The 20149-nt window shown below is 74.8% G+C and carries 11 protein-coding genes and 4 tRNA genes; 11 read left to right on the top strand and 4 right to left on the bottom strand.

Annotated elements, in window-relative coordinates:
* Nucleotides 1–118 precede the first annotated feature (118 nt).
* Complete coding sequence (locus tag ACFU0Y_RS08800; protein WP_380214096.1) at nucleotides 119–973, bottom strand: 3'-5' exonuclease; 855 nt, start codon at nucleotides 971–973, stop codon at nucleotides 119–121.
* Between the two features lie 127 nt (nucleotides 974–1100).
* Here ACFU0Y_RS08800 and ACFU0Y_RS08795 point away from each other — a divergent pair, with 127 nt between their 5' ends.
* Together ACFU0Y_RS08795 and ACFU0Y_RS08790 are read left to right on the top strand one after the other, a co-directional pair.
* On the top strand, nucleotides 1101–4499 hold the full coding sequence (locus ACFU0Y_RS08795) for an ATP-dependent helicase (RefSeq protein ID WP_380214095.1): 3399 nt from the start codon (nucleotides 1101–1103) through the stop codon (nucleotides 4497–4499).
* Between the two features lie 50 nt (nucleotides 4500–4549).
* Entirely contained in the window at nucleotides 4550–8038 is a 3489-nt protein-coding gene (locus ACFU0Y_RS08790) for an ATP-dependent helicase (RefSeq protein ID WP_380214094.1), read from the top strand.
* Here the strand turns inward: ACFU0Y_RS08790 and ACFU0Y_RS08785 are convergent.
* Nucleotides 8014–9243, bottom strand: coding sequence for a phosphotransferase (locus ACFU0Y_RS08785; protein ID WP_380214093.1), 1230 nt, complete (start codon nucleotides 9241–9243; stop codon nucleotides 8014–8016). The genes ACFU0Y_RS08790 and ACFU0Y_RS08785 overlap by 25 nt on opposite strands.
* A 98-nt stretch (nucleotides 9244–9341) precedes the next feature.
* On the opposite strand from ACFU0Y_RS08785, the gene nudC reads away from it, so the two are divergent.
* Together nudC and ACFU0Y_RS08775 are read left to right on the top strand one after the other, a co-directional pair.
* Entirely contained in the window at nucleotides 9342–10427 is a 1086-nt protein-coding gene (nudC, locus tag ACFU0Y_RS08780; protein WP_380214092.1) for an NAD(+) diphosphatase, read from the top strand.
* Nucleotides 10421–12253 carry an ATP-dependent helicase gene (locus ACFU0Y_RS08775; protein WP_380214090.1) on the top strand — a complete coding sequence of 611 codons (1833 nt, stop codon included), beginning with the start codon at nucleotides 10421–10423 and terminating at the stop codon, nucleotides 12251–12253. The genes nudC and ACFU0Y_RS08775 overlap by 7 nt, the downstream gene beginning before the upstream one ends.
* Here the strand turns inward: ACFU0Y_RS08775 and ACFU0Y_RS08770 are convergent.
* The gene (locus ACFU0Y_RS08770) at nucleotides 12244–13050 is read right to left on the bottom strand and encodes a ThiF family adenylyltransferase (protein WP_380214089.1); all 807 of its coding nucleotides are present in this window, start codon (nucleotides 13048–13050) and stop codon (nucleotides 12244–12246) included. The genes ACFU0Y_RS08775 and ACFU0Y_RS08770 overlap by 10 nt on opposite strands.
* 163 nt (nucleotides 13051–13213) lie before the next feature.
* On the opposite strand from ACFU0Y_RS08770, the gene ACFU0Y_RS08765 reads away from it, so the two are divergent.
* Nucleotides 13214–13783 carry a M48 family metallopeptidase gene (locus tag ACFU0Y_RS08765; protein ID WP_380214088.1) on the top strand — a complete coding sequence of 190 codons (570 nt, stop codon included), beginning with the start codon at nucleotides 13214–13216 and terminating at the stop codon, nucleotides 13781–13783.
* On the opposite strand, the gene ACFU0Y_RS08760 is transcribed toward ACFU0Y_RS08765, so the two are convergent.
* The gene (locus tag ACFU0Y_RS08760) at nucleotides 13759–15228 is read right to left on the bottom strand and encodes a zinc-dependent metalloprotease (RefSeq protein WP_380214087.1); all 1470 of its coding nucleotides are present in this window, start codon (nucleotides 15226–15228) and stop codon (nucleotides 13759–13761) included. The genes ACFU0Y_RS08765 and ACFU0Y_RS08760 overlap by 25 nt on opposite strands.
* A gap of 222 nt (nucleotides 15229–15450) precedes the next feature.
* On the opposite strand from ACFU0Y_RS08760, the gene ACFU0Y_RS08755 reads away from it, so the two are divergent.
* The 6 genes from ACFU0Y_RS08755 to ACFU0Y_RS08730 all read left to right on the top strand — a co-directional run bounded on the left by ACFU0Y_RS08755 (nucleotide 15451) and on the right by ACFU0Y_RS08730 (nucleotide 20050).
* Complete coding sequence (locus ACFU0Y_RS08755; protein ID WP_380214086.1) at nucleotides 15451–16530, top strand: PDZ domain-containing protein; 1080 nt, start codon at nucleotides 15451–15453, stop codon at nucleotides 16528–16530.
* Between the two features lie 157 nt (nucleotides 16531–16687).
* Nucleotides 16688–19669, top strand: coding sequence for a UPF0182 family protein (locus ACFU0Y_RS08750; protein WP_380214085.1), 2982 nt, complete (start codon nucleotides 16688–16690; stop codon nucleotides 19667–19669).
* 46 nt (nucleotides 19670–19715) lie between these two features.
* Nucleotides 19716–19792: transfer RNA gene (locus ACFU0Y_RS08745), tRNA-Met, on the top strand.
* Between the two features lie 3 nt (nucleotides 19793–19795).
* Nucleotides 19796–19871 (top strand) — tRNA-Asp (locus ACFU0Y_RS08740).
* A 9-nt stretch (nucleotides 19872–19880) separates the two neighbouring features.
* Nucleotides 19881–19956: transfer RNA gene (locus tag ACFU0Y_RS08735), tRNA-Phe, on the top strand.
* Between the two features lie 18 nt (nucleotides 19957–19974).
* A tRNA-Thr gene (locus tag ACFU0Y_RS08730) sits at nucleotides 19975–20050 on the top strand.
* Nucleotides 20051–20149: the final 99 nt, after the last annotated feature.

Here is a 20149-nt window from a genome sequence, read left to right as displayed (position 1 = left end):
GTCTCCGCCCTGCCGGCCGCCGCGCGCGCGGCGGCCGAGGCCCGCCCGGCCGCCTGAGCCCGGTCGGCCACGCGGTCCCGCGGGTCGCCGTCCGGCCGGGCGCCGTCCCGGGAAGCGCTCAGGCGTCCTCGGGGCGGCGCAGCGGCCAGGCGCCGTCGACCACGGCGTCCGGGCGGGTCCGGCGGAAGTACTCCTGGAGGCTCGCGGCCTGCTCCGCCGCCCAGCCGACCTGGTCGGCGTGCAGCGCGGCCGCCGGTCGGACCAGCTCGGGGAAGCGGCGGGCCATCAGCACCGCGAGCCGTTCCGTGGCCACCGAGTCCGCCGCCGAGGTGTGCGCCGCCGTGAGCTCGACCCCGTACTCCTCGCACAGCGCGCCGAGGGTGCGCTTGCCGCGCCGGTAGCGGTGCACCTGCTTGTTGAGCACGTACGGGTCCAGCACCGGGAAGGGCTGCGGGACGTCGACCCCGTGGCGCCGGCCCTCGTGGGCGAGGACCGTGAAGTCGTAGGAGGCGTTGAACACCAGCACGGGCGTGCCCGCGGCGAAGAGGGCCCCCAGGACGCCGGCGATCTCCGCGACCACCTCCGCGGCGGGCCGTCCCTCGGCGCGGGCCCGCTCGGTGCTCACCCCGTGCACGGCGGCCGCCTCCTCGGGGATCTCCACCCCCGGGTCCGCCAGCCACTCCCACTCGTCCGTCACCGCGCCCGCAGCGTCGGTGCGCACCACGGACGCCGTGACGATGCGGGCCGTGTGCGGATCCCGGCCCGTGGTCTCGAGGTCGAAGGACGCGCGCGGCCCCTCGGTCCACGCGGGGGCCGCGTCCGGGTCGCCGGGCGAGCCCTCGAGGTCGAAAAGCACGTCCTGCCCCGCGGCGTCCTCCGCCGCGGGGGGAGCGGGCCTCGGCGAGCGCAGCGGGGCGGCGTCGAACAGGGGCAGCTGGTCGGTGGGGCCGGCGGGGCCTGAGGGCGAGGACATGGCTCCCACCGTACCGGCCCCGTCGGACCCGCCACGGACGCCCTGTCCCGGAGGCCGCGTCCGCCGCCACGGGCGGGCCGGGCGCGCGGTGCTTAGCCCGTCGGAGTCCCGTGATGTGATGAGACCCATGCGGCACTCCGAGGACAGCACCCACGCCACGAGCTCCGTCGCGCCCGCGGCAGGCCCGGTGCGCTGGAACCTGGTGCCCCCGCACGGCTCCGCGCCGGAGCGCGCCCCGTGGCGGCCGGGCGCCGAGCAGGAGGAGATCGTCGGGCTCCGTGCCGGCTGCGGTCCCCGGCTCGTGCTCGGCGGTCCCGGGACCGGGCGGACCCGGGTGCTCGTGGAGCTGGCGGCGCGCCGGATCGGCGACGGCCTGGACCCGGACCGGCTGCTCGTGCTCACGCCGTCCCGGCTGTCCGCGGCCCGGCTGCGGGACGACCTCACGGCCGCGGTCTCGGCCACCATGAGCTCCCCGCCCGTGCGGGCCTGGCAGTCCTACGCCTTCGACCTGCTCCGGCGGGCCCAGAACCAGGGGCTGCTCCCCGGCGTCGCGCACGGGCCCAAGCTGCTGTCCGGCCCGGAGCAGGACGTGCTCATCGGTGAGCTCATGGCCGGGCACGCCGCGGGGGTCGGTGCCCCGGTCGTGTGGCCCCCGGACCTCCGGGAGGCGATGTCCACCCGCGGGTTCCGCCAGGAGGTGCGCGAGCTCTTCGACCGGATGTCCGAGTACGACCTCGCCCCCGACGACCTCCGCGGTCTCGCCCGGCGCCTGCAGCGCCCGGACTGGGTCGCGGCCGCCACGATGCAGGCCGAGTACCAGGCCGTGCGCCGGCTGCGGATGCCGGAGTCCTACGACCCCGCGGCCCTCGTGACCGAGGCCGCACGGGTCCTCGAGGACCGGCCGGAGTTCCTGCGGGCCGAGCAGGAGCGGCTGGACCTCGTGCTCGTGGACGACCTGCACGAGGCGACGCCCTCGATCCACCGGCTGCTCGCCGTGCTGTGCCGGGGCCGGGACACCGTCCTGACCGCCTGCACCGACACCGTGGTCCAGGGCTTCCGGGGGGCCCGGCCCGATCAGCTGCGCACCCTCGAGGACCGTCTCGCCGAGCCCGGGCGCCCCCTCCGGCGGCACGTCCTCGGCGCGAGCCGCCGGATGCCCGCGGCCGTCGCGGAGGTGTGGCAGCGCGTGGCCGAGCGGATCCCTGCCGTCGCCGGCGCCCGGCACCCTCGCGACCTCCGGCCCGCCGCGGAGGGCGACGAGCCCGGAGCCGCCGGCGCGGCGGCCGCCCCGGGCGTCGCCGGCGGTCCCGCCCGGGGGGAGGTCGCCACGGTGGTGCTCTCCTCGCCGCTGCACGAGGCCCGCTGGATCGCCCACCAGGTCCTGGAGCGGCACCTGGTGCACGGTGTCCCGCTCGCGGACATGGCCGTGGTGGTGCGCAACGGCCGTTATCTCGAGGGCCTCGAGCGCCAGCTGTCGGCCCTGGGCGTGCCCGTCAGCACCTCCGCCGCGGAGACCCCCGTGCGCGACGAACCCGCGGTGCGCCCGCTGCTGGGTGCCCTGCGGATCGTGACCGAGGCGGCGGCCGCGGACCGCGGGGCGGACGCCCAGTTCGAGGCCCTGACCGTCCAGGCCGCCGTCGAGCTGCTGTCCTCGCGGATCGGCAACGCCTCCCCGATGGACGTCCGCCGGCTGCGCCAGCGGCTGCGCGCGGAGGAGCTCGCCGCGGGTGGGGTGCGCACGAGCGACGACCTGCTCGTCGAGGCCCTCGTGGCCCCCGGGGCGCTCGACGCCGCCGGTGTGCGCTCCGTGCCCGCCCGGCGGATCGCCCGGATGCTCGCCGCCGGCACCCGTGCCCTGCGCGAGGACGGCGCCACGGCGGAGACCGTGCTGTGGGCGCTGTGGGAGGCGGCCGGGGTGGCCGAGACCTGGCGGCGCCGCGCGCTGGAGGGCGGCCCGGCGGGGGAGCGGGCCGACCGCGACCTCGACGCCGTGGTGGGCCTGTTCGAGTCGGCCGAGCGCTACGCGGACCACCTCCCCGGCGCCGGCCCCGCCCAGTTCCTGGACTACATCGACAACCAGGAGCTGCCCATGGACACCCTGGCGGCCCGCGCCCCGACCGACGAGACCGTCGAGATCATGACGCCGGCCACCGCCGCGGGCCGCCAGTGGCCGGTGGTCTTCGTCGCCGGCGTGCAGGAGGGCGTGTGGCCCAACACCCGCCTGCGCGGACAGCTGCTCGGCGCGGACCTGCTCACCGACGCGCTCGACCTCGGCGTCGACCAGGCAGCGCGCGTCACCCCGGTGACCCGGATGCGGGAGGTCCGCCACGACGAGCTGCGCTCCTTCTCCGCCGCGGTCTCCCGCAGCTGCGGCACGCTCGTGGTCACGGCCGCCTCCGGCGAGGACGAGCAGCCCTCGGAGTTCCTCGACCTCGTCGACCCCCCGGGGAGCCGGCCCGGGGAGGGCGCCCGGGCCGTGCAGGACGCCCCCCGGCCCATGACCCTGCGCGCCCTCGTGGCCGAGCTGCGGCAGTGGGTCCAGCTGCACGAGGAGGACCCGGTGCGCTCCGAGGCCGCGGCCCGGCTGCTCCACCGCATCTCCTCCTCCCGGCGCCCGGTGCCCGGCGCCCACCCCGACACCTGGTGGGGCGCGGCGGAGCTCTCGAGCACGGCTCCGGTCTTCGACGACGGCGTCCCCGTGCCCGTCTCGCCGTCCCGGATCGAGACCATCCACCGCTCGCCCCTCGACTGGTTCGTGGCCGCCTCGCGGGCCGAGGCCGCGACCGACCTCAGCCGCAGCCTCGGCTCCCTCGTGCACGCCGTCGCGGAGGACCTGCCGGACGCGTCGGGCTCCGAGCTGGTCGCCGAGCTCGAGCGCCGCTGGCCCACGCTGGGGCTGCCGGACACCTGGGAGTCCACGGTGCAGCTCGAGCGGGCCCGGCAGATGCTGCGCAAGTTCGCCCAGTACGTCCTGGACGCCCGCAGCAAGCACGGCCGGCGGCTGGCCTCCGTGGAGGGCGCCTTCAGCGTGCTCGTCCAGGGACGGGCGCGCGACGCCCTGCTCCGGGGCCGGGTGGACCGCCTGGAGCTCGACGAGCAGGGCCGCTACGTCGTCGTCGACCTCAAGACCGGCCGGAACCAGCCGGCCGGGGCGAAGATCGCCGAGCACCCCCAGCTCGCCGCCTACCAGGTGGCGCTCACGGCGGGGGCCGGCACGGCGATGGTCGCCGGCGCGGACGAGACCGTCCTCGAGCTGCCCGGCGGCACCGTGACGGAGCTCTCCGGCGGCGCCCTGCTCGTCCAGCTCGGCACCCGGGCCAAGTCCCCGTCCGTGCAGCAGCAGGACCCCCTCGGCCCGGACGCCACCTGGGCCCGGGACCTGATCACCCGGGCCGCGGAGCTCGTGGCCGGGGAACGGTTCACCGCCCGCCACGACCAGGCCGAGGGCGCCTTCAACGGGCACAACTGCAAGCTGCCGCAGATCTGCCCCCTGTGCGCCGAGGGACGGCAGGTGAGCGAACCGTGAGAACGGCCCCCGGCCCCACCCCACCCGGACAGCAGGAGACGACAGCGCCCATGACCGACGCCCCCGGCGACCACGCCCGGCACGACACGGACGACCACCCCTACGGCGGCGTCGAGCCCCGCTACAGCCCCGAGGAGATCGCCGAGCTGCTCGGCGGCAACCAGCCGACGGCCCAGCAGTCCGCGGTGATCTCCGCCCCCCTCACGCCGCGGCTGGTCGTCGCGGGCGCCGGCTCGGGGAAGACCGCCACGATGGTCGACCGGGTCGTCTGGCTCGTGGCCAACGGTGTCGTGGCCCCGGACCAGGTCCTCGGCGTGACCTTCACCCGCAAGGCCGCCGGCGAGCTGGGGGAGCGCATGCGCTCCCGGCTCGCCCGGCTGCGCGCCCAGGGGCTCGTCGCACCCGCCGGGGACGAGGAGGACGACCTCCCGGCCGCCCCCCAGGACCCGACCGTGAGCACCTACCACTCCTACGCCAACACCCTCGTGCGCAACTACGGACTGCGCATCGGGATCGAGCCCGACACCACGCTTTTGGGCCAGGCCCGCACGTGGCAGCTCGCCGCGCAGACGGTCGAGGCCTGGACCGGGGAGCTGCTCGAGACCATGCCCGCGAAGTCGACCATGGTCGCCGCCGTCCTCGACCTCGCGTCCGCGTGCGCGGAGCACCTCGTGGACCCGGTGGACGTGGAGCGCTTCGCGTCCCGGCTGCTCGCCGAGCTGGCCACGACGCCGCCGGGCCGGCGGAAGAAGACCCTCGGCGCCCAGCTGAAGAAGGTCGAGGACAACCAGCGCACCGCCTGGGTCCTCGCCGAGCTCGTGGCCGACTTCTCCCGGCGCAAGCACGAGGCCCAGGCCATGGACTTCGGCGACCTCCTCTCCGCCGCCGCCCGGCTGGCGGAACAGGACCCGGCCGCACGCCGGACCGAACGGGAACGGCACCGCGTGGTGCTGCTGGACGAGTTCCAGGACACCTCGCACGCCCAGCTGCGGCTCTTCGCCGCCCTCTTCGGCCAGGGGCACTCCGTGATGGCCGTGGGCGACCCGCAGCAGTCCATCTACGGCTTCCGCGGGGCCTCGTCCGGGCAGCTCTTCGGCTTCTACGACTCGTTCCCGGTCACGCCCGGCCAGGACGCCGAGCCCAGTTTCCTCACCACGGCGTGGCGCAACGACGCGAGCATCCTCGACGTCGCCAACACCCTCGCTGCACCCCTGCGGACGCTGCCGGCGTGGGCGCGCAGCGCCTCGTCCCTCGCCGTCCCCGAGCTCACCCCGCGGCCCGGCGCCGGAACCGGCCGGGTGCGGATCAGCCGGTACGCGACCGACGTCGAGGAGGCCGTCGCGCTCGCGGAGCGCGTCCTGGCGCGCCGCGAGCAGCACCGCGGCGACCCGGAGGAGCAGATGCCCACCATGGCCGTGCTCTGCCGCAAGCGCTCCCAGATCGAGCCCGTCCGCCGGGAGCTCGCCGCCCGGGGCGTCCCCTACGAGGTCGTGGGTCTGGGCGGGCTGCTCAGCACCCCGGAGGTCTCCGACGTCGTCGCGACCCTCCGGGTCCTCGACGACCCCGGTCGCTCGGACGCCCTGGTGCGGCTGCTCGCGGGCGCCCGCTGGCGGATCGGCACCCGGGACCTCATGGCCCTCGCCGACTGGGCCTCGCACCTGGAGCGCCGCCGCACGGAGGCGGCGCAGGCGGGCCGGGCCGAGGACCTCGAGAGCCCGGTGACCGCGGAGGAGGCCCAGGAGGACGCCCTCGTCGAGCCCGACCTCTCCGACCACGCGTCCCTCGTCGAGGCCCTCGAGACCCTCCCGCGGCCCGGCTGGACCTCCGCGCACGCCCGCACCCTGTCCGAGACCGCGCGGGAGCGCCTGACCCGGCTGCGCGCCGAGCTCGACCACCTGCGCTCCTTCCTCTCCGACGACCTGCCGTCCCTGCTGCACGAGGTCGAGACGGTCCTCGGGCTCGACGTCGAGGTCGCCGCGCACCCCCACCGTCCCGTCCACCGGGCCCGGCGCAACCTGGACGCCTTCCACGAGGCCGCACAGTCCTTCACCGCGTTCTCCACGAGCACCGACGTCTCGGCCTTCCTCGCGTGGCTCGACGTCACGCTCGCGGAGGAGAACGGGCTCGAGCCCGGCCCCGACCGCACGCGGCACGACGCCGTGCAGCTCGTCACCGTCCACGCCTCCAAGGGCCTCGAGTGGGACCACGTCTACGTCCCCGGGCTCAACGCCGGGAACTTCCCCTCCGACAAGAACTCCCGCTGGACCCTCGACACCGGGACCCTGGCCTGGCCGCTGCGCGGCGACGCCCGGTTCCTGCCGCAGTGGACCGTGGACACGACCGACCTCAAGGCCCTCGAGGAGTCCCACGCGGAGTACCTGGAGCTGGCGGCCCAGCACGCCGAGGACGAGGAGCGCCGCCTCGCCTACGTGGCCGTGACCCGGGCCCGGGAGGTCCTGGAGCTCTCCTGCACCGTGTTCCGGGGCACGGCCGTCAAGGGCCAGGAGCCGTCCGTGTTCGTCACGGAGCTGGTGCCGCTGACCGAGGGCCCCGAGCCGCCCGTCCGCACCGGTCCCTGGGCCGAGGTGCCGGAAGGGACCCGCAACCCCGCCGCGGCCACAGTGCTGAGCGCTCCGTGGCCCTACGACCCGCTGGAGGGCCCCGAGGTCACCGAGACCGTCACGGACGAGAGCGGTGGGAGTGCCGTGCGCACGAGCCCGCCCCCGCACCTCGGCCGCCGGGCCGTGCTCGAACGGGCCGCCCGCGCGGTGCGGGAACGCGGGTTCGAGGACACCGCGGACCTCGACGTCGAGGACCTGCTCGGCGTCGCGGAGCGGGACGGGCGCGACCCCGACCCGCGCCGCTGGTCCGAGGAGGCGAGGATCCTGCTCGCCCGGCACGAGGACGGCCGGGCCGAGCGGACCGTCCCCATGCCGTCCCACGTCTCGGCCTCGACCCTCGTGGCGCTCGCCCGCGACCCGCTCGAGGTCGTGTCCGGCCTGCGCCGGCCGATGCCGCGCCGGCCCGGCACCGCCGCGCGGCGGGGCACCACCTTCCACGCCTGGATCGAGCAGTACTACGGCAGCTCCGCGATCTTCGACGTCGGGGAGCTGCCGGGCACCGCCGACGACTACGTCGACGCCGCCTACGACCTCCCCGAGCTCGCCGCGACGTTCCGGTCGAGCCCGTGGGCCGACCGCCAGCCGTACGCCGTGGAGTTCCCGCTGGAGACCCCGATCGCCGGCATCACGGTCCGCGGCAGGGTGGACGCCGTGTTCCGCAACGGCGACGGCACGTGGGAGCTGGTCGACTGGAAGACGGGGCGGGCACCGGCCGGCCGGGAGCTGCGGGAGCGGTCGGCGCAGCTGGCCGTGTACCGGCTCGCGTGGTCCCGGCTGCGGTCCGTCCCGCTCGAGGAGGTCACCGCCGCCTTCTACTACGTGGCCGAGGACCGGGTCGTCCGCCCGCACGACCTGTCCGGCGCCGAGGAGCTCGAGGCCGTGGTCCGGAAGGCCTACGACGTGGTGCTGCGGCCCTGATCCGGCCGGCCGGTCCCGGCCGGCGGCGTCGCGCGGCCGGTGACACTAGGCGCGCCGGCCGGGTCGGGGTCCGCGGCCGGAGGGGTCGGCGCCGCGGCACCGGGCGACCCGTCCCGCAGGTCGGCGTCCGGCACGCTCTCCACCGGGGTGCCCGCTGCGCTCTCCGCCGTGGTCTCCGGCGCGGTGCCCTGGGGGACCGCGTCCGGTGCCGGCTCGGGGCGCCGGGCGACGTCCCGCTCGAGGGTGGCGAGCATCTGCTCCGCGTCCGCGACCAGCTCCGGTGCGCCGCGGTCCACGCCGCGCACGAGCCACTGCGCGAGGGCGAGCTCGGCGTCGAGCCGGGCCCGGTCCAGCAGGTGCGGGTCCGGCGCGCCGTCGGGCGCCTGGAAGGACGTCCGGCGGCACGCGGCGGCGTAGGCCTCGAGCACGCCCTCGGCGAGGCGGGCGTCGCGCGCCGCGAACAGCCACGCGAAGTCCCCGGCGGGATCGCCAACGTGCAGATCGGTCCACCCGGTCACCCCGCGCACCCGTCCGCGGGAGATCACGAGTTCGTCCTCCTGCAGATCGCCGTGGACCACCCGCGGCCGGAACCGCCACACGGCGGGATCCTCCAGCACCTGCTCCCAGCGGCGCAGCAGCGTGGACGGCACGCGCCGGGTGGCGGCCGCCCGGCGCAGCTCCGTGAGACGCCGGCGCCGGCACTGCTCGGTGGTGTAGCCGGGCAGGTCGGCGTCCAGGACCAGGGCGGTCGGCAGCGCGTGGATCGCGGCCAGGAGGCGCCCGAGCTGCACGCTGAGCGTGGGGGGCGGCTCGGCGCTGGGCACGTGCCGGTGGTGCTCGGGATCCGGGGCGGCGGCCATGCGGGCGAGCGCGTCGATGTCCAGCGGTGCGCCCTCGATGTGGGAGTGCACGAAGGCGTGCAGGTCCCCGTGCGCCACGCAGCCCGCGGCGGTGGGCACCAGGAACGGGAGCCGTGACCGGACGGCGGGGGTGAAGCAGCGGAGCACGAGGTGCTCGGTCTCCAGGCGCACGCTCGCCTCGGGGCTCAGCGGGGAGCGCACCCGCCAGCGCCGGCCGGAGGAGTCGACGACCACGGCCGAGCGGAAGTCGGCGTCGTCGTCGGGGGACGGTCCCACGGCCACGGGTGCGAGTCCGGGGACGCCTGCGGCGGCGACGGCGGCCAGGTGCTCGAGGGACGTGCTCACGGCATCCACCCTACAAGAGGCGGGGGCGGCGGCCCGGCAGCGCACCTCGTCCCCACCCGCCCGTCCCGGGGTCCGTCCGGGTCGCTACAGTGGGGGACGTGCCCGCCTCCACCCCTTCCGAGCCCGTTCCCGGCTCCCCCCAGATCCCCGCCCCCGAGCGTCTCTCGCCGGCCCGGATGCCGTTCGCGGCGACGGCCTTCGACCGTGACGCCGTCGACCGCGAGCTCCAGGACGTGCGCGTGCTCGCCGCGCAGGACCCCAGCACGCTCGTGCTCGTGCTCGCGGGCGGTCTCGCCCCCGTGGCCGAGGACTCCCTGGTCCTGGTGCCCGCGGCCGAGCTCCCGGCCGCGCCCCACGACCCGCGCCGGCCGGAGGTCTACCTGGGCCGGCTGCCCGGTGCGGACGGAGGCCGCGGCCCCCGGGTCCTGCTGCGCGCCGTGGCCGCCCCCGAGCCCGGGGGCGAGGACGCCGCGGCGGAGCCCTTCGCGGTGCCGGAGCCCCTCGTGGCCGCGGTCGGCGCGTTCGCCGCCGCCCGGGGCGGCGGGGAGCTGCGCTGGGCCGGCCTGCGTGAGCTCGGGCCGGTGCTCCCGGCCGGGGACACCTCGCTGCTCGTCACGGCACAGTCCGTGGGCCTGTGGCACCGTGACCACCCCCGGTGCCCCCAGTGCGGGGAGCCGACCGAGGTGATCCGCTCGGGATGGGCGCGGCAGTGCCGCAACGACGACTCGCTGCACTTCCCGCGCACCGATCCCGCGATCATCGTGGCGGTCAGCGACGGGCACCCCGATCCCGCCCGGGAACGGCTGCTGCTGGGCCGGTCCGCCCTGTGGAAGGGCAACCGGTTCTCGACGCTCGCCGGGTTCGTGGAGCCGGGGGAGTCCCTCGAGCAGGCCGTGGTCCGCGAGGTCGCCGAGGAGGCGGGCCTGATCGTGGGGGACGTGCAGTACCTGGGCTCCCAGCCCTGGCCGTTCCCGCGCTCCCTGATGCTCGGCTGCCGGGCCGTCGTGCAGTCCGGGGCGGCCGTCCCGGACGGTCAGGAGATCCTCGAGCTGCGCTGGTTCACGCGGGAGCAGCTGCGGGAGGCCGCGCGCACCGGGGCGGTGACGCTCCCCGGCCGGGTCTCCATCGCGCACGCGCTCATCGCGCACTGGCTCGGTGAGGACCTCCCGGAGACCGCGTGGTGACCGGGGGAGAGGCCGCCACGGACGTCGAGGCGCCCCTCGAGGAGCGCATCCTCGCGGGCCTGGACCCCGAGCAGCGGGAGGTCGCGACCACGCTGCGCGGCCCCGTGTGCGTGCTCGCGGGCGCCGGCACGGGCAAGACCCGTGCCATCACGCACCGGATCGCCTACGGCATCGCCACGGGCGTCTACACCCCGCAGAAGGTCCTGGCGCTGACGTTCACCGCGCGGGCCGCCAACGAGATGCGCAACCGGTTGCGCGGGCTCGGGGCCGCCGGGGTGCAGACGCGCACGTTCCACGCCGCGGCCCTGCGCCAGCTGCAGTACTTCTGGCCCCAGTCCGTGGGCGGACCCCTGCCCGGGCTCGTGGAGCACAAGGCGCGGCTCATCACCGAGGCTGCGCAGAACATGCGCCTGTCCACGGACCGGGCTGCGGTGCGGGACCTCGCCGCCGAGATCGAGTGGGCCAAGGTGTCGATGCTGACCCCCGACACGTACCCCGCCCGGGCCGCCGGGCGCGAGATGCCGCTGAACTACGACGTGCGCACGGTCCAGCGCCTGTACCAGTCCTACGAGGAGCTCAAGACCGACCGGCACCTCATCGACTTCGAGGACGTCCTGCTGCTGACGGTGGCCGTGCTCGAGAAGGACGAGCGCGTCGCCGCGACCGTGCGCGAGCAGTACCGGCACTTCGTGGTCGACGAGTACCAGGACGTCTCCCCGCTCCAGCAGCGACTCCTCGACGCCTGGCTCGGCGGCCGGGACGACGTCTGCGTGGTGGGCGACGCCTCCCAGACGATCTACTCCTTCACCGGCGCCACCTCCCGCCACCTGCTCGAGTTCCCGGCCCGGCACCCGAAGGCGCGGGTGATCGAGCTGGTGCGCGACTACCGCTCCACCCCCCAGGTCGTGGAGACCGCCAACCGCCTGCTCGCCGCCCGCCGGCCGGCGCGGGGATCGACCCCCGGTGCCTGGGCCACTCCGCTGCGCCTGGTGGCGCAGCGCCCGGACGGGCCGCCGCCGTCCTGGAACGAGTACGCGGACGACGAGGCCGAGGCGGCGGGGACGGCGGCCCGCATCCAGGACCTGATCGACGACGGCGTGCCCGCGGCCGAGATCGCCGTGCTCTTCCGCACGAACGGGCAGTCGCAGGCCTTCGAGACCGCGCTCGCCGAGGCGGGGATCGGCTTCCAGCTGCGCGGCACGGAGCGCTTCTTCAACCGGCCCGAGGTCAAGCAGGCCGTGGTGCAGCTGCGCACGGCGGCGCGGGCGGCCGAGGCCACGGACGAGCCCACGCGCCTGGTGCGCGACATCCTCTCCTCCCTCGGCTACTCGGACCGGGCCCCGAGGTCGACGGGCGCGGTCCGCGAGCGGTGGGAGTCGCTGGCCGCGCTGGTCTCCCTCGCGGACCGGATGGCGGCGGACGCCGCCGCCCGCGAGGAGCCCTTCGTCCTGCCCGACCTCGCCGCGGAGCTCGAGCGGCGCGTGGCCCAGCAGGACGCCCCCGTCATGAACGGGGTCACCCTCGCGTCCCTGCACTCGGCCAAGGGCCTGGAGTGGGACGCCGTGTTCCTGGCGGGCCTCAGCGAGGGGCTCGTCCCGATCGGCTTCGCCGAGACCGCCGACGAGATCGACGAGGAGCGCCGGCTGCTCTACGTGGGGATCACCCGGGCGCGGGAGCACCTGGTGCTGTCCTGGACCCTGTCCCGCACCCCGGGCGGCCGGCCCACGCGCAAGCCCTCACGCTTCCTCGACGCCCTGCGCGGGACGGACGGCACCCGCCCGCCCCGGGACCGGTCCCGCACCGGGGGTGCCCGCGCTCACTCCTGATCCAGCCCGCACAGGCACCGGCTCCGGTCGATCCGGGGCCACGACACCGCCTCCGGCCACGGCGGGGCGAAGAGGGCGGCCTGCAGGGCGCCGGTCCGCTCCCCGGTCCCGGGCCCGAGCCCGTCCGGTTCGCACAGCGACTCCAGGGCCACCGCGAGCACCTCGACGGCCAGGCGGACCGCGACGGCCTCCGCGTGGGCCGGTGCCGCCCACGCCGCGAGGACGGCGGCGGGACCGCGGGGCGCCGCGCCGGGCTCCCGGCCCGCGAGCGTCGCCCCCACGCAGTCCGGGCAGGGCCGGTGCGCCCAGGGCACCGTGGGCCAGCGCAGCAGCGCCCCGCCGGCGCGGTGCAGCGAGATCAGCGGGTGCCGGGGATCGATGGCCGCCCACGCCTCCGGCTCCACCGCCCCGGCCGGGACGGGGCGGCCGGTGCTGTGCACCACCACGGTGCCCGGCAGGAGCGCTCCGGGGAACATCCCCGGGGCGCTGACGGGAGCGCACCGGGGATCGAGCTCGCGCAGCCTCCGGCGCAGTGCCGCCTCCCGGGTCCGGCCGACGTCGGCGGGCCGGTACGCGCCGGTGCCCAGGTCGGCGGTCGTCACGGCCGCGGTGTCGCAGACGTTGAGCCCGAGCACTCCGCAGCGCAGCAGCCGCACGGCCAGCGCCGCCGCGAGGGCGTCCAGGCCCAGCAGCAGGACGTGCACCTCCTCCGGGCGGGGGAGCTCGAGACAGGACCGGCGCCGGTCCGCTGCGCGGCCGGGAGCCGGGGACGGGTCGGGGAGCGGGGTGGTGGGCACGGGACGCCTTCCGGGACGCGCGGGCGGGACCCCGCCACTGTCACCCGGACCGGGCCCGCGGCGCGCCCGCCGGCGGGCCGTCCACAGTCCACGTCGCGGGACCGTGCACACGGGACCGGGACGGTGTTTCGCGGCCCGCGCCCGCGGCGTGTTCAATGGCCCCATGCCCGTACCGTCGCAGCCCGAGGTCGTCGTGCGCCGCTCCGCCCGTCGGCGCAAGACCGTGTCCGCCCACTGGAGCGAGGACACGGTGGTGCTCTCGGTCCCCCAGACGGCCACCCGGCGGGAGATCGAGCACTGGACCCGTGAGCTGGTGCCCCGCGTCGTGGAGCGCCGGCGCCGGGAGGCGGCCAAGGGCGCGGACCGGCGCTCCGACGACCGTCTTCTCCGGCGCGCCCGGGAGCTGTCGCGGCGCCACCTCGACGGCCGGGCCGAGCCCTCGGACGTCCGGTGGTCCGGGCGCCAGCACACCCGGTGGGGCTCCGCGACGCCCGCCACCGGGGTCATCCGGATCTCGGCGCAGCTCCAGGAGGCCCCGGAGTGGGTGCTCGACTTCGTGCTGGTGCACGAGCTCGCGCACCTGCTCGAGGCCGACCACAGTCCACGGTTCCGGGAGCTGATGGCCCGGTACCCCCTCGCGGAGAAGGCCCGGGCGTTCCTCGACGGCGCCGCGTGGGCGCACCGGCACGCCGGCGGCGCCGAGGCCGATCAGCGGGAGCCGTCCCCGTCCTGAGTCCCGTCGTCCTCGGGATCCCCGGCGCCGCCGTCGGCCGCCGGACCGCCGTCCGTGCCGTCCGCAGCCGGGCCGCCGCCCGCGCCGGGTCCCTCGTAGTCGCCCGCGAGCAGCCGCTGGAGCGCGGCGTCGACCTCGTCCTCGGACGCGGTGAGCAGCCCGCGGCGCTCGGAGAAGCCCGCGGGATCGTCGAGGTCCTCGTCGGTGGGCAGCAGCTCCGGGGCGTCCCACAGCCCGTCCCGGTCCTGCACCCCGCGTCGCTCGCCGACGTACTGCCAGAACTGCGCGGCCTCGCGCAGCCGCCGCGGGCGCAGCTCCAGCCCCACGAGGGAGCCGAACGCGTGCTCGGCCGGCCCGCCGGAGGCGCGGCGCCGCCGGACGGTCTCGGACAGGGCGTCCGCGGAGGGCAGGTTGGCCGTGGAGGCGACGGTCACCACGTGCACCCAGCCCTCCACGAGGGCGAGCACCGTCTCGAGCCGCTTGAGGGTGACCTCCTGGTCCGGGGTCTGCTGCGGGGCGAAGATCCCGGAGGTCAGGGCCTCCTGCATGCTCGAGGGGTCCATCGGGTCGATGTCCCGGGCGGCCTCCTCGATGCGGGACATGTCGATGTGGATCCCCGCGGAGAAGCGCTTGATCAGGTCCAGGATGTGCTGGCGCAGCCACGGGTTCGCGGCGAAGAGCCGGACGTGGGCCGCCTCGCGCACGGCCAGGTAGAGCATGATCTCCTGCACCGGGACGTCCAGGCCCTCGCCGAACGCCCTGATGCTGCCGGGCAGCAGGCCGGAGCGGCCCTCCGCGAGCGGCAGGCCGATGTCGGTGGAGCACAGCACCTCGCGGGACAGGCCGCCGATCGCCTGGCCCAGCTGGATCCCGAACAGCATCCCCCCGGCGCCGGCGAGCATGCCCGAGGCCCCGCCCATCATGGCCGACAGCTCGGGGGGCAGCTGCTGGGTGAGGGCGTCGGTGAGCGCCTTCGTCACGGACTCCGCGACCGGGCCGGTCATCTCCTTCCAGGTCTCCTGGGTGGCCTCGATCCACTCCGCGCGGGACCACGCCTGGGGCAGGATCGAGGGCTGGCCGAACTCGGTGCGGTCGGCCAGCCACAGCTCCGCGAGACGCATCGCGTCCTCGACCGCGCCGCGCTGGGCGGGGGTCACGGACGGGTCGCCGTCGGCGGCGGCGATCTGCCGGGCGTGGTCGTGGGCGAGCTTCCAGTTGACCGGCCCCTCGGACGCCCCGGCGCCCATCATCGACTGGATCTGCTGGAACATCATGGACATCGCCTGGGGGTCCATCGGCACGCCGGCGCGCTGGAGGTCCTTGGGGCTCATCCCGCCCTGTCCCATGAGGCGCTCGAGCATCTCCTGGAAGGGGTCCTTGGGGCCGTCGCCGGAGTCGTCCCCCGGGGTGTTCCCGGAGCGGTCGTGGGGAGGCTGAGGAGTCATGGGTCCACCGTTCTTCGGTCGGGTCGGGTCGGGGGATCGGGCGGCACGGGCGCGCCCGACGTCTCTGCTCCCAGCGTAGCGAGCCCCGGGCGGGGCCGACCATGAGCCAACTCCCAGTTCGCTGGAAGCCTAGGGCGGGGTCCCGCACGATAAGCTGGACCGTCCGGACCGGGCGGCCCCGCAGCCCCCGGTCCTCCCGTCGACGACCGCCGAGGACCGCCCGTGACCGCATCCCCCCGCCCGCGCCGGGCCCTGCGCCGCCGCGGGCTCGAGTCGTGGGCGCTGCTGGGCTCCGCCGGGCTGCTGCTGGCCGGGACCGTGCTGCCCGCCCCGTTCGTCATCGAGGCGCCCGGGCCCACGTTCAACACGGTCGGGGAGCACGACGGCCGGCAGCTGCTGGGGGTCTCCGGCGCCCCGACCTACCCGAGCGACTCCGTCCTCGACCTGACCACGGTCTACGTCACCGGTGGGCCCAACAAGAGCGTCAGCGTGCTCGCCGTCCTCGGGTCCTGGCTGGACCCGTCGGCGTCCGTGGTGCCGGCCGACACCCTCTACCCCCGGGAGGTCTCCGGCGAGGAGGTCGACCAGCACAGCATGGCGGCCATGAGCACGTCGCAGGAGGACTCGGTCGCCGCCGCCCTGACCCACCTCGGCCTGGACTTCGACACCCGGCTCTCGGTGCAGGACACGGTCCCCGGCGGCCCCGCGGAGGGGGTCCTCGAGCACGGCGACGTCCTGCGCGGCGTGGACGGGGAGCCCGTCCCGTCGCTGCCGTCCCTCAAGTCGGCGCTCGACGCGGCGGGGGAGCGGGGGGTCACCCTGCAGGTCGAGCGCTCCGGGGCGCCGCGCGACATCGCGGTGGACACCGTGCGCGACGAGGCCTCGGGGAACTGGCAGCTGGGCGTGTTCCTCATGGCCGCCTACGACTTCCCGATCGACGTGGCCTTCGAGCTCGACGAGGTGGGCGGGCCCAGCGCGGGCATGATGTTCGCCCTGGGCATCGTCGACGAGCTCACCCCGGGCTCGATCGCCGGGGACCGGCACGTGGCCGGCACCGGCACCATCACCCCGGAGGGGGAGGTGGGGCCCATCGGCGGCATCCGGCAGAAGCTCGAGGGAGCCGCCGCGGCCGGGGCGGAGGTCTTCCTCGCCCCGGAGGGCAACTGCGCCGAGGCGCAGGGGCACGTCCCCGAGGGGCTGACGGTCGTGTCCGTGCGCACCCTCGACGACGCCGTGGCCGCCGCCGGGACGGCCGGGGAGGGCGGGGACCTGTCGGCGCTGCCGGGGTGCACCGCCCGATGACCGGCGCCGTGTGCACGATTGCACCCCCGAGAAGGCCGCGGGCAGAATGGACGGGGTGCCCCGGCGACCTGCCGGCGGCGCTCCTCCCCGACGCAGGCCACACCCCACGACTTCACGCACCACACCTGACGAACGACCCCGATTGCAGAGGTAACCAGTGACCGCCGGACCCACAGCCCCCCGACCACCGAGGCAGCAGCCAGCAGGACAGCGGCGGAAGCGGGGTGCGCTGTGGCCCACGGTCGTCGTCGTCCTGGTCCTCATCGCCGCCTTCGTGGGACTGACCCAGCTCTACACGGACGTCATGTGGTACGACCAGCTGGGCTACCTCAGCGTGTTCGTCACCGAGAACGTCACGAAGATCGTGATCTTCGTGATCGCCGCCGTGCTGGTCGCGGCGCTGATGTTCGCCAGCCTCTTCCTGGCCTACCGGCACCGGCCCATCACGGCCGAGTCCATCGTGGACGACAACCTGCGCCGCTACCAGGAGGCCCTGGAGCCGGTGCGCAGGATCGTCATGGTGGTCGTGCCCGTGCTCTTCGGGCTCTTCGCGGCGAGCACGGCGATGACCCAGTGGGACACCGTCCTGCTGTTCCTCAACCAGGAGCCGTTCGGCCAGGAGGACCCGCAGTTCGGCCTCGACATCGGCTTCTACGTCTTCACCCTCCCGTTCCTGCGCTTCCTCATCGGCTTCCTCGTCTCGGCGATCCTGCTGGCCGGCGTGGCCGGGATCCTGATGCACTACGTCTACGGCGGCATCCGGATCACCGAGCGCGGGCTCAACACCACCCGGGCGTCCCGGGTGCACCTGGGGGTGCTGGCCGCGCTGTTCCTGCTGCTCCAGGCCGCGAACTTCTGGCTGGACCGGTACTCCACGCTGCAGTCCACGTCCGGGACGTGGACCGGCGCGCTGTACACCGACGTCAACGCCGTGATCCCCACCAAGGCGATCCTGGCCGCGGCCGCCCTGATCGTCGCGATCCTGTTCCTCGTCGCGTCCTTCATCGGCCGCTGGCGGCTGCCGCTCATCGGCACCGCCATGCTGCTCGTGGTCGCGGTGGTGGCCGGCGGGATCTACCCGTGGATCGTGCAGCGCTTCCAGGTCACGCCCACCGAGCAGGCCCTGGAGAGCCAGTACATCCAGCGCAACATCGATCTCACCCGTGCGGCCTACGGGCTGGACGCGGCCGAGGTCATGCCGTACGACGCCACCACGGAGACCGAGCAGGGCGCCCTGCGCCAGGACACCGAGACCACCTCGAACATCCGCCTGCTGGACCCCAACGTGGTCTCCGCGGCGTTCTCGCAGCTCCAGCAGTTCCGCCCGTACTACCAGTTCCCGGACACCCTCAACGTGGACCGCTACGAGATCGACGGCGAGGTCCAGGACACCGTCATCGCGACGCGTGAGCTGAACCCCGACCAGAACCAGGGGTGGTTCAACCAGCACGTGGTCTACACCCACGGCTACGGCGTGGTCGCCGCCTACGGCAACCGGGTCGAGGTGGACGGCAAGCCGCAGTTCATGCAGTCGGGGATCCCGTCCCGGGGCGTGATCTCGGACGACTACGAGCCGCGCATCTACTTCGGGGAGAACTCCCCCCTGTACTCCATCGTCGGCGGCGCCGAGGGCGACGAGCCCCTCGAGCTGGACCGCCCGCAGACGGCCGGCGACGAGGCGGGCGACGCCAAGACGACGTTCGCCGGCAACGGCGGGCCCAGCATCGGCAACTTCTTCAACCGGCTCGCCTACGGCATCAAGTTCCAGTCCTCGGACATGCTGCTCTCGGACGCCGTGCGCCCGGAGTCGCAGATCCTCTACGACCGGGACCCGCGCGAGCGCATCGAGAAGGTCGCCCCGTACCTGACGGTCGACGGCGCCCCGTACCCGGCCATCATCGACGGCCAGGTGCAGTGGATCGTGGACGCCTACACCACCTCGGACGCCTTCCCGTACTCGACGCCGTCGGTGCTGCAGGAGGCGACGCAGGACACGCAGACCGCCCAGGGCGCCGCGGCGGCCCTGCCGCCGGAGCGGGTCAACTACATCCGCAACTCGGTCAAGGCCACGGTCAACGCCTACGACGGCACCGTGAACCTGTACGCGTGGGACGACCAGGACCCGGTGCTGAAGGCGTGGCAGAACGTCTTCCCGAACACGCTCCAGCCCTACTCCGAGATGTCGGCCGAGCTCATGGCGCACGTGCGCTATCCGCAGGACATGTTCAAGGTCCAGCGGGAGCTGCTCAACCGCTACCACGTCACGGACTCGGGGAGCTTCTACCAGAACGACGACGTGTGGTCCGTGCCCAACGACCCGACGCAGGACTCCGACGTGGCGCTGCCCCCGTACTACCTGTCGATGCGGATGCCCGGTGAGGAGGAGGCCAACTTCTCCCTCACCACCTCCTTCATCCCGCAGCAGTCCGAGACGGGCAACACCCGCAACGTGATGTACGGGTACCTCTCCGCCAACTCCGACGCCGGCACCGGCGAGGACGGCGTGAAGAGCGACGAGTACGGCACGCTGCGCCTGCTGGAGCTGCCGCGATCCTCCGTGGTGCCCGGCCCCGGCCAGGCGCAGAACCTGTTCAACTCGGACACCGACGTCTCCACGGAGCTGAACCTGCTCCGCCAGGGCGCCTCCGAGGTCATCAACGGGAACCTGCTGACCCTGCCCGCGGGCGGAGGCATGCTGTACGTGCAGCCCGTCTACGTCCAGTCCTCGGGCGACGCCGCGTACCCGACGCTGCGGCGCGTGCTCGTCGGCTTCGGCGAGGAGGTGGGCTTCGCGCCGACCCTCGAGGAGGCCCTCGACGAGGTCTTCCAGGGCGACTCCGGCGCCCAGACGTCCTCCGGTGCGGGCGTCGACGACGCCGAGGCCGGGAGCCCGGACGGCGAGGGCGGGGCGGAGGCCCCGGCCGGCGGCGCGAGCCTCGAGGACGCCCTCAGCGACGCCAACCAGGCGATCCAGGAGTCCGAGGCCGCGCTGCAGGACGGGGACTGGACCGCCTACGGCGAGGCCCAGCAGCGGCTGCAGGACGCCATCGAGCGCGCGCTCGAGGCGGACGGCGTCGGGGTCCCCGAGGCGGAGGGCGCCCCGGCCCCCGAGGAGCCGGCCGAGCAGCCCGCCGGGTAGCCGATTTGCGGCTCCACCCCGCGGCACGTATAGTCATACATGTCGCCGCGGGGTGGAGCAGTTCGGTAGCTCGCTGGGCTCATAACCCAGAGGTCGCAAGTTCAAATCTTGCCCCCGCAACCAAATGGTCCCGTGGTGTAGTGGTTAACATGCCTGCCTGTCACGCAGGAGATCGCCGGTTCGACCCCGGTCGGGACCGCCATTTTAATAAGGCTCGGTAGCTCAGTCGGTAGAGCAGAGGACTGAAAATCCTCGTGTCGGCGGTTCGATTCCGTCCCGAGCCACCATTTATCTTAATAATATACGCCGGCTTAGCTCAATTGGTAGAGCAACTGACTTGTAATCAGTAGGTTGGGGGTTCAAGTCCTCTGGCCGGCACCACTTATTATTTGGATTACTGGCTGTATGAGCGATAAAGAAAACTTAATAATATTTTCATTAAAAATTTGAGCCATTAGCTCAGTCGGTAGAGCATCTGAC

The organism is Kocuria sp. NPDC057446, assembly GCF_042802875.1.
GTDB lineage: Bacteria > Actinomycetota > Actinomycetes > Actinomycetales > Micrococcaceae > Kocuria.
Note: the sequence above shows the minus strand (reverse complement) of the source record. Positions and strands in the feature narration are given on the sequence as shown.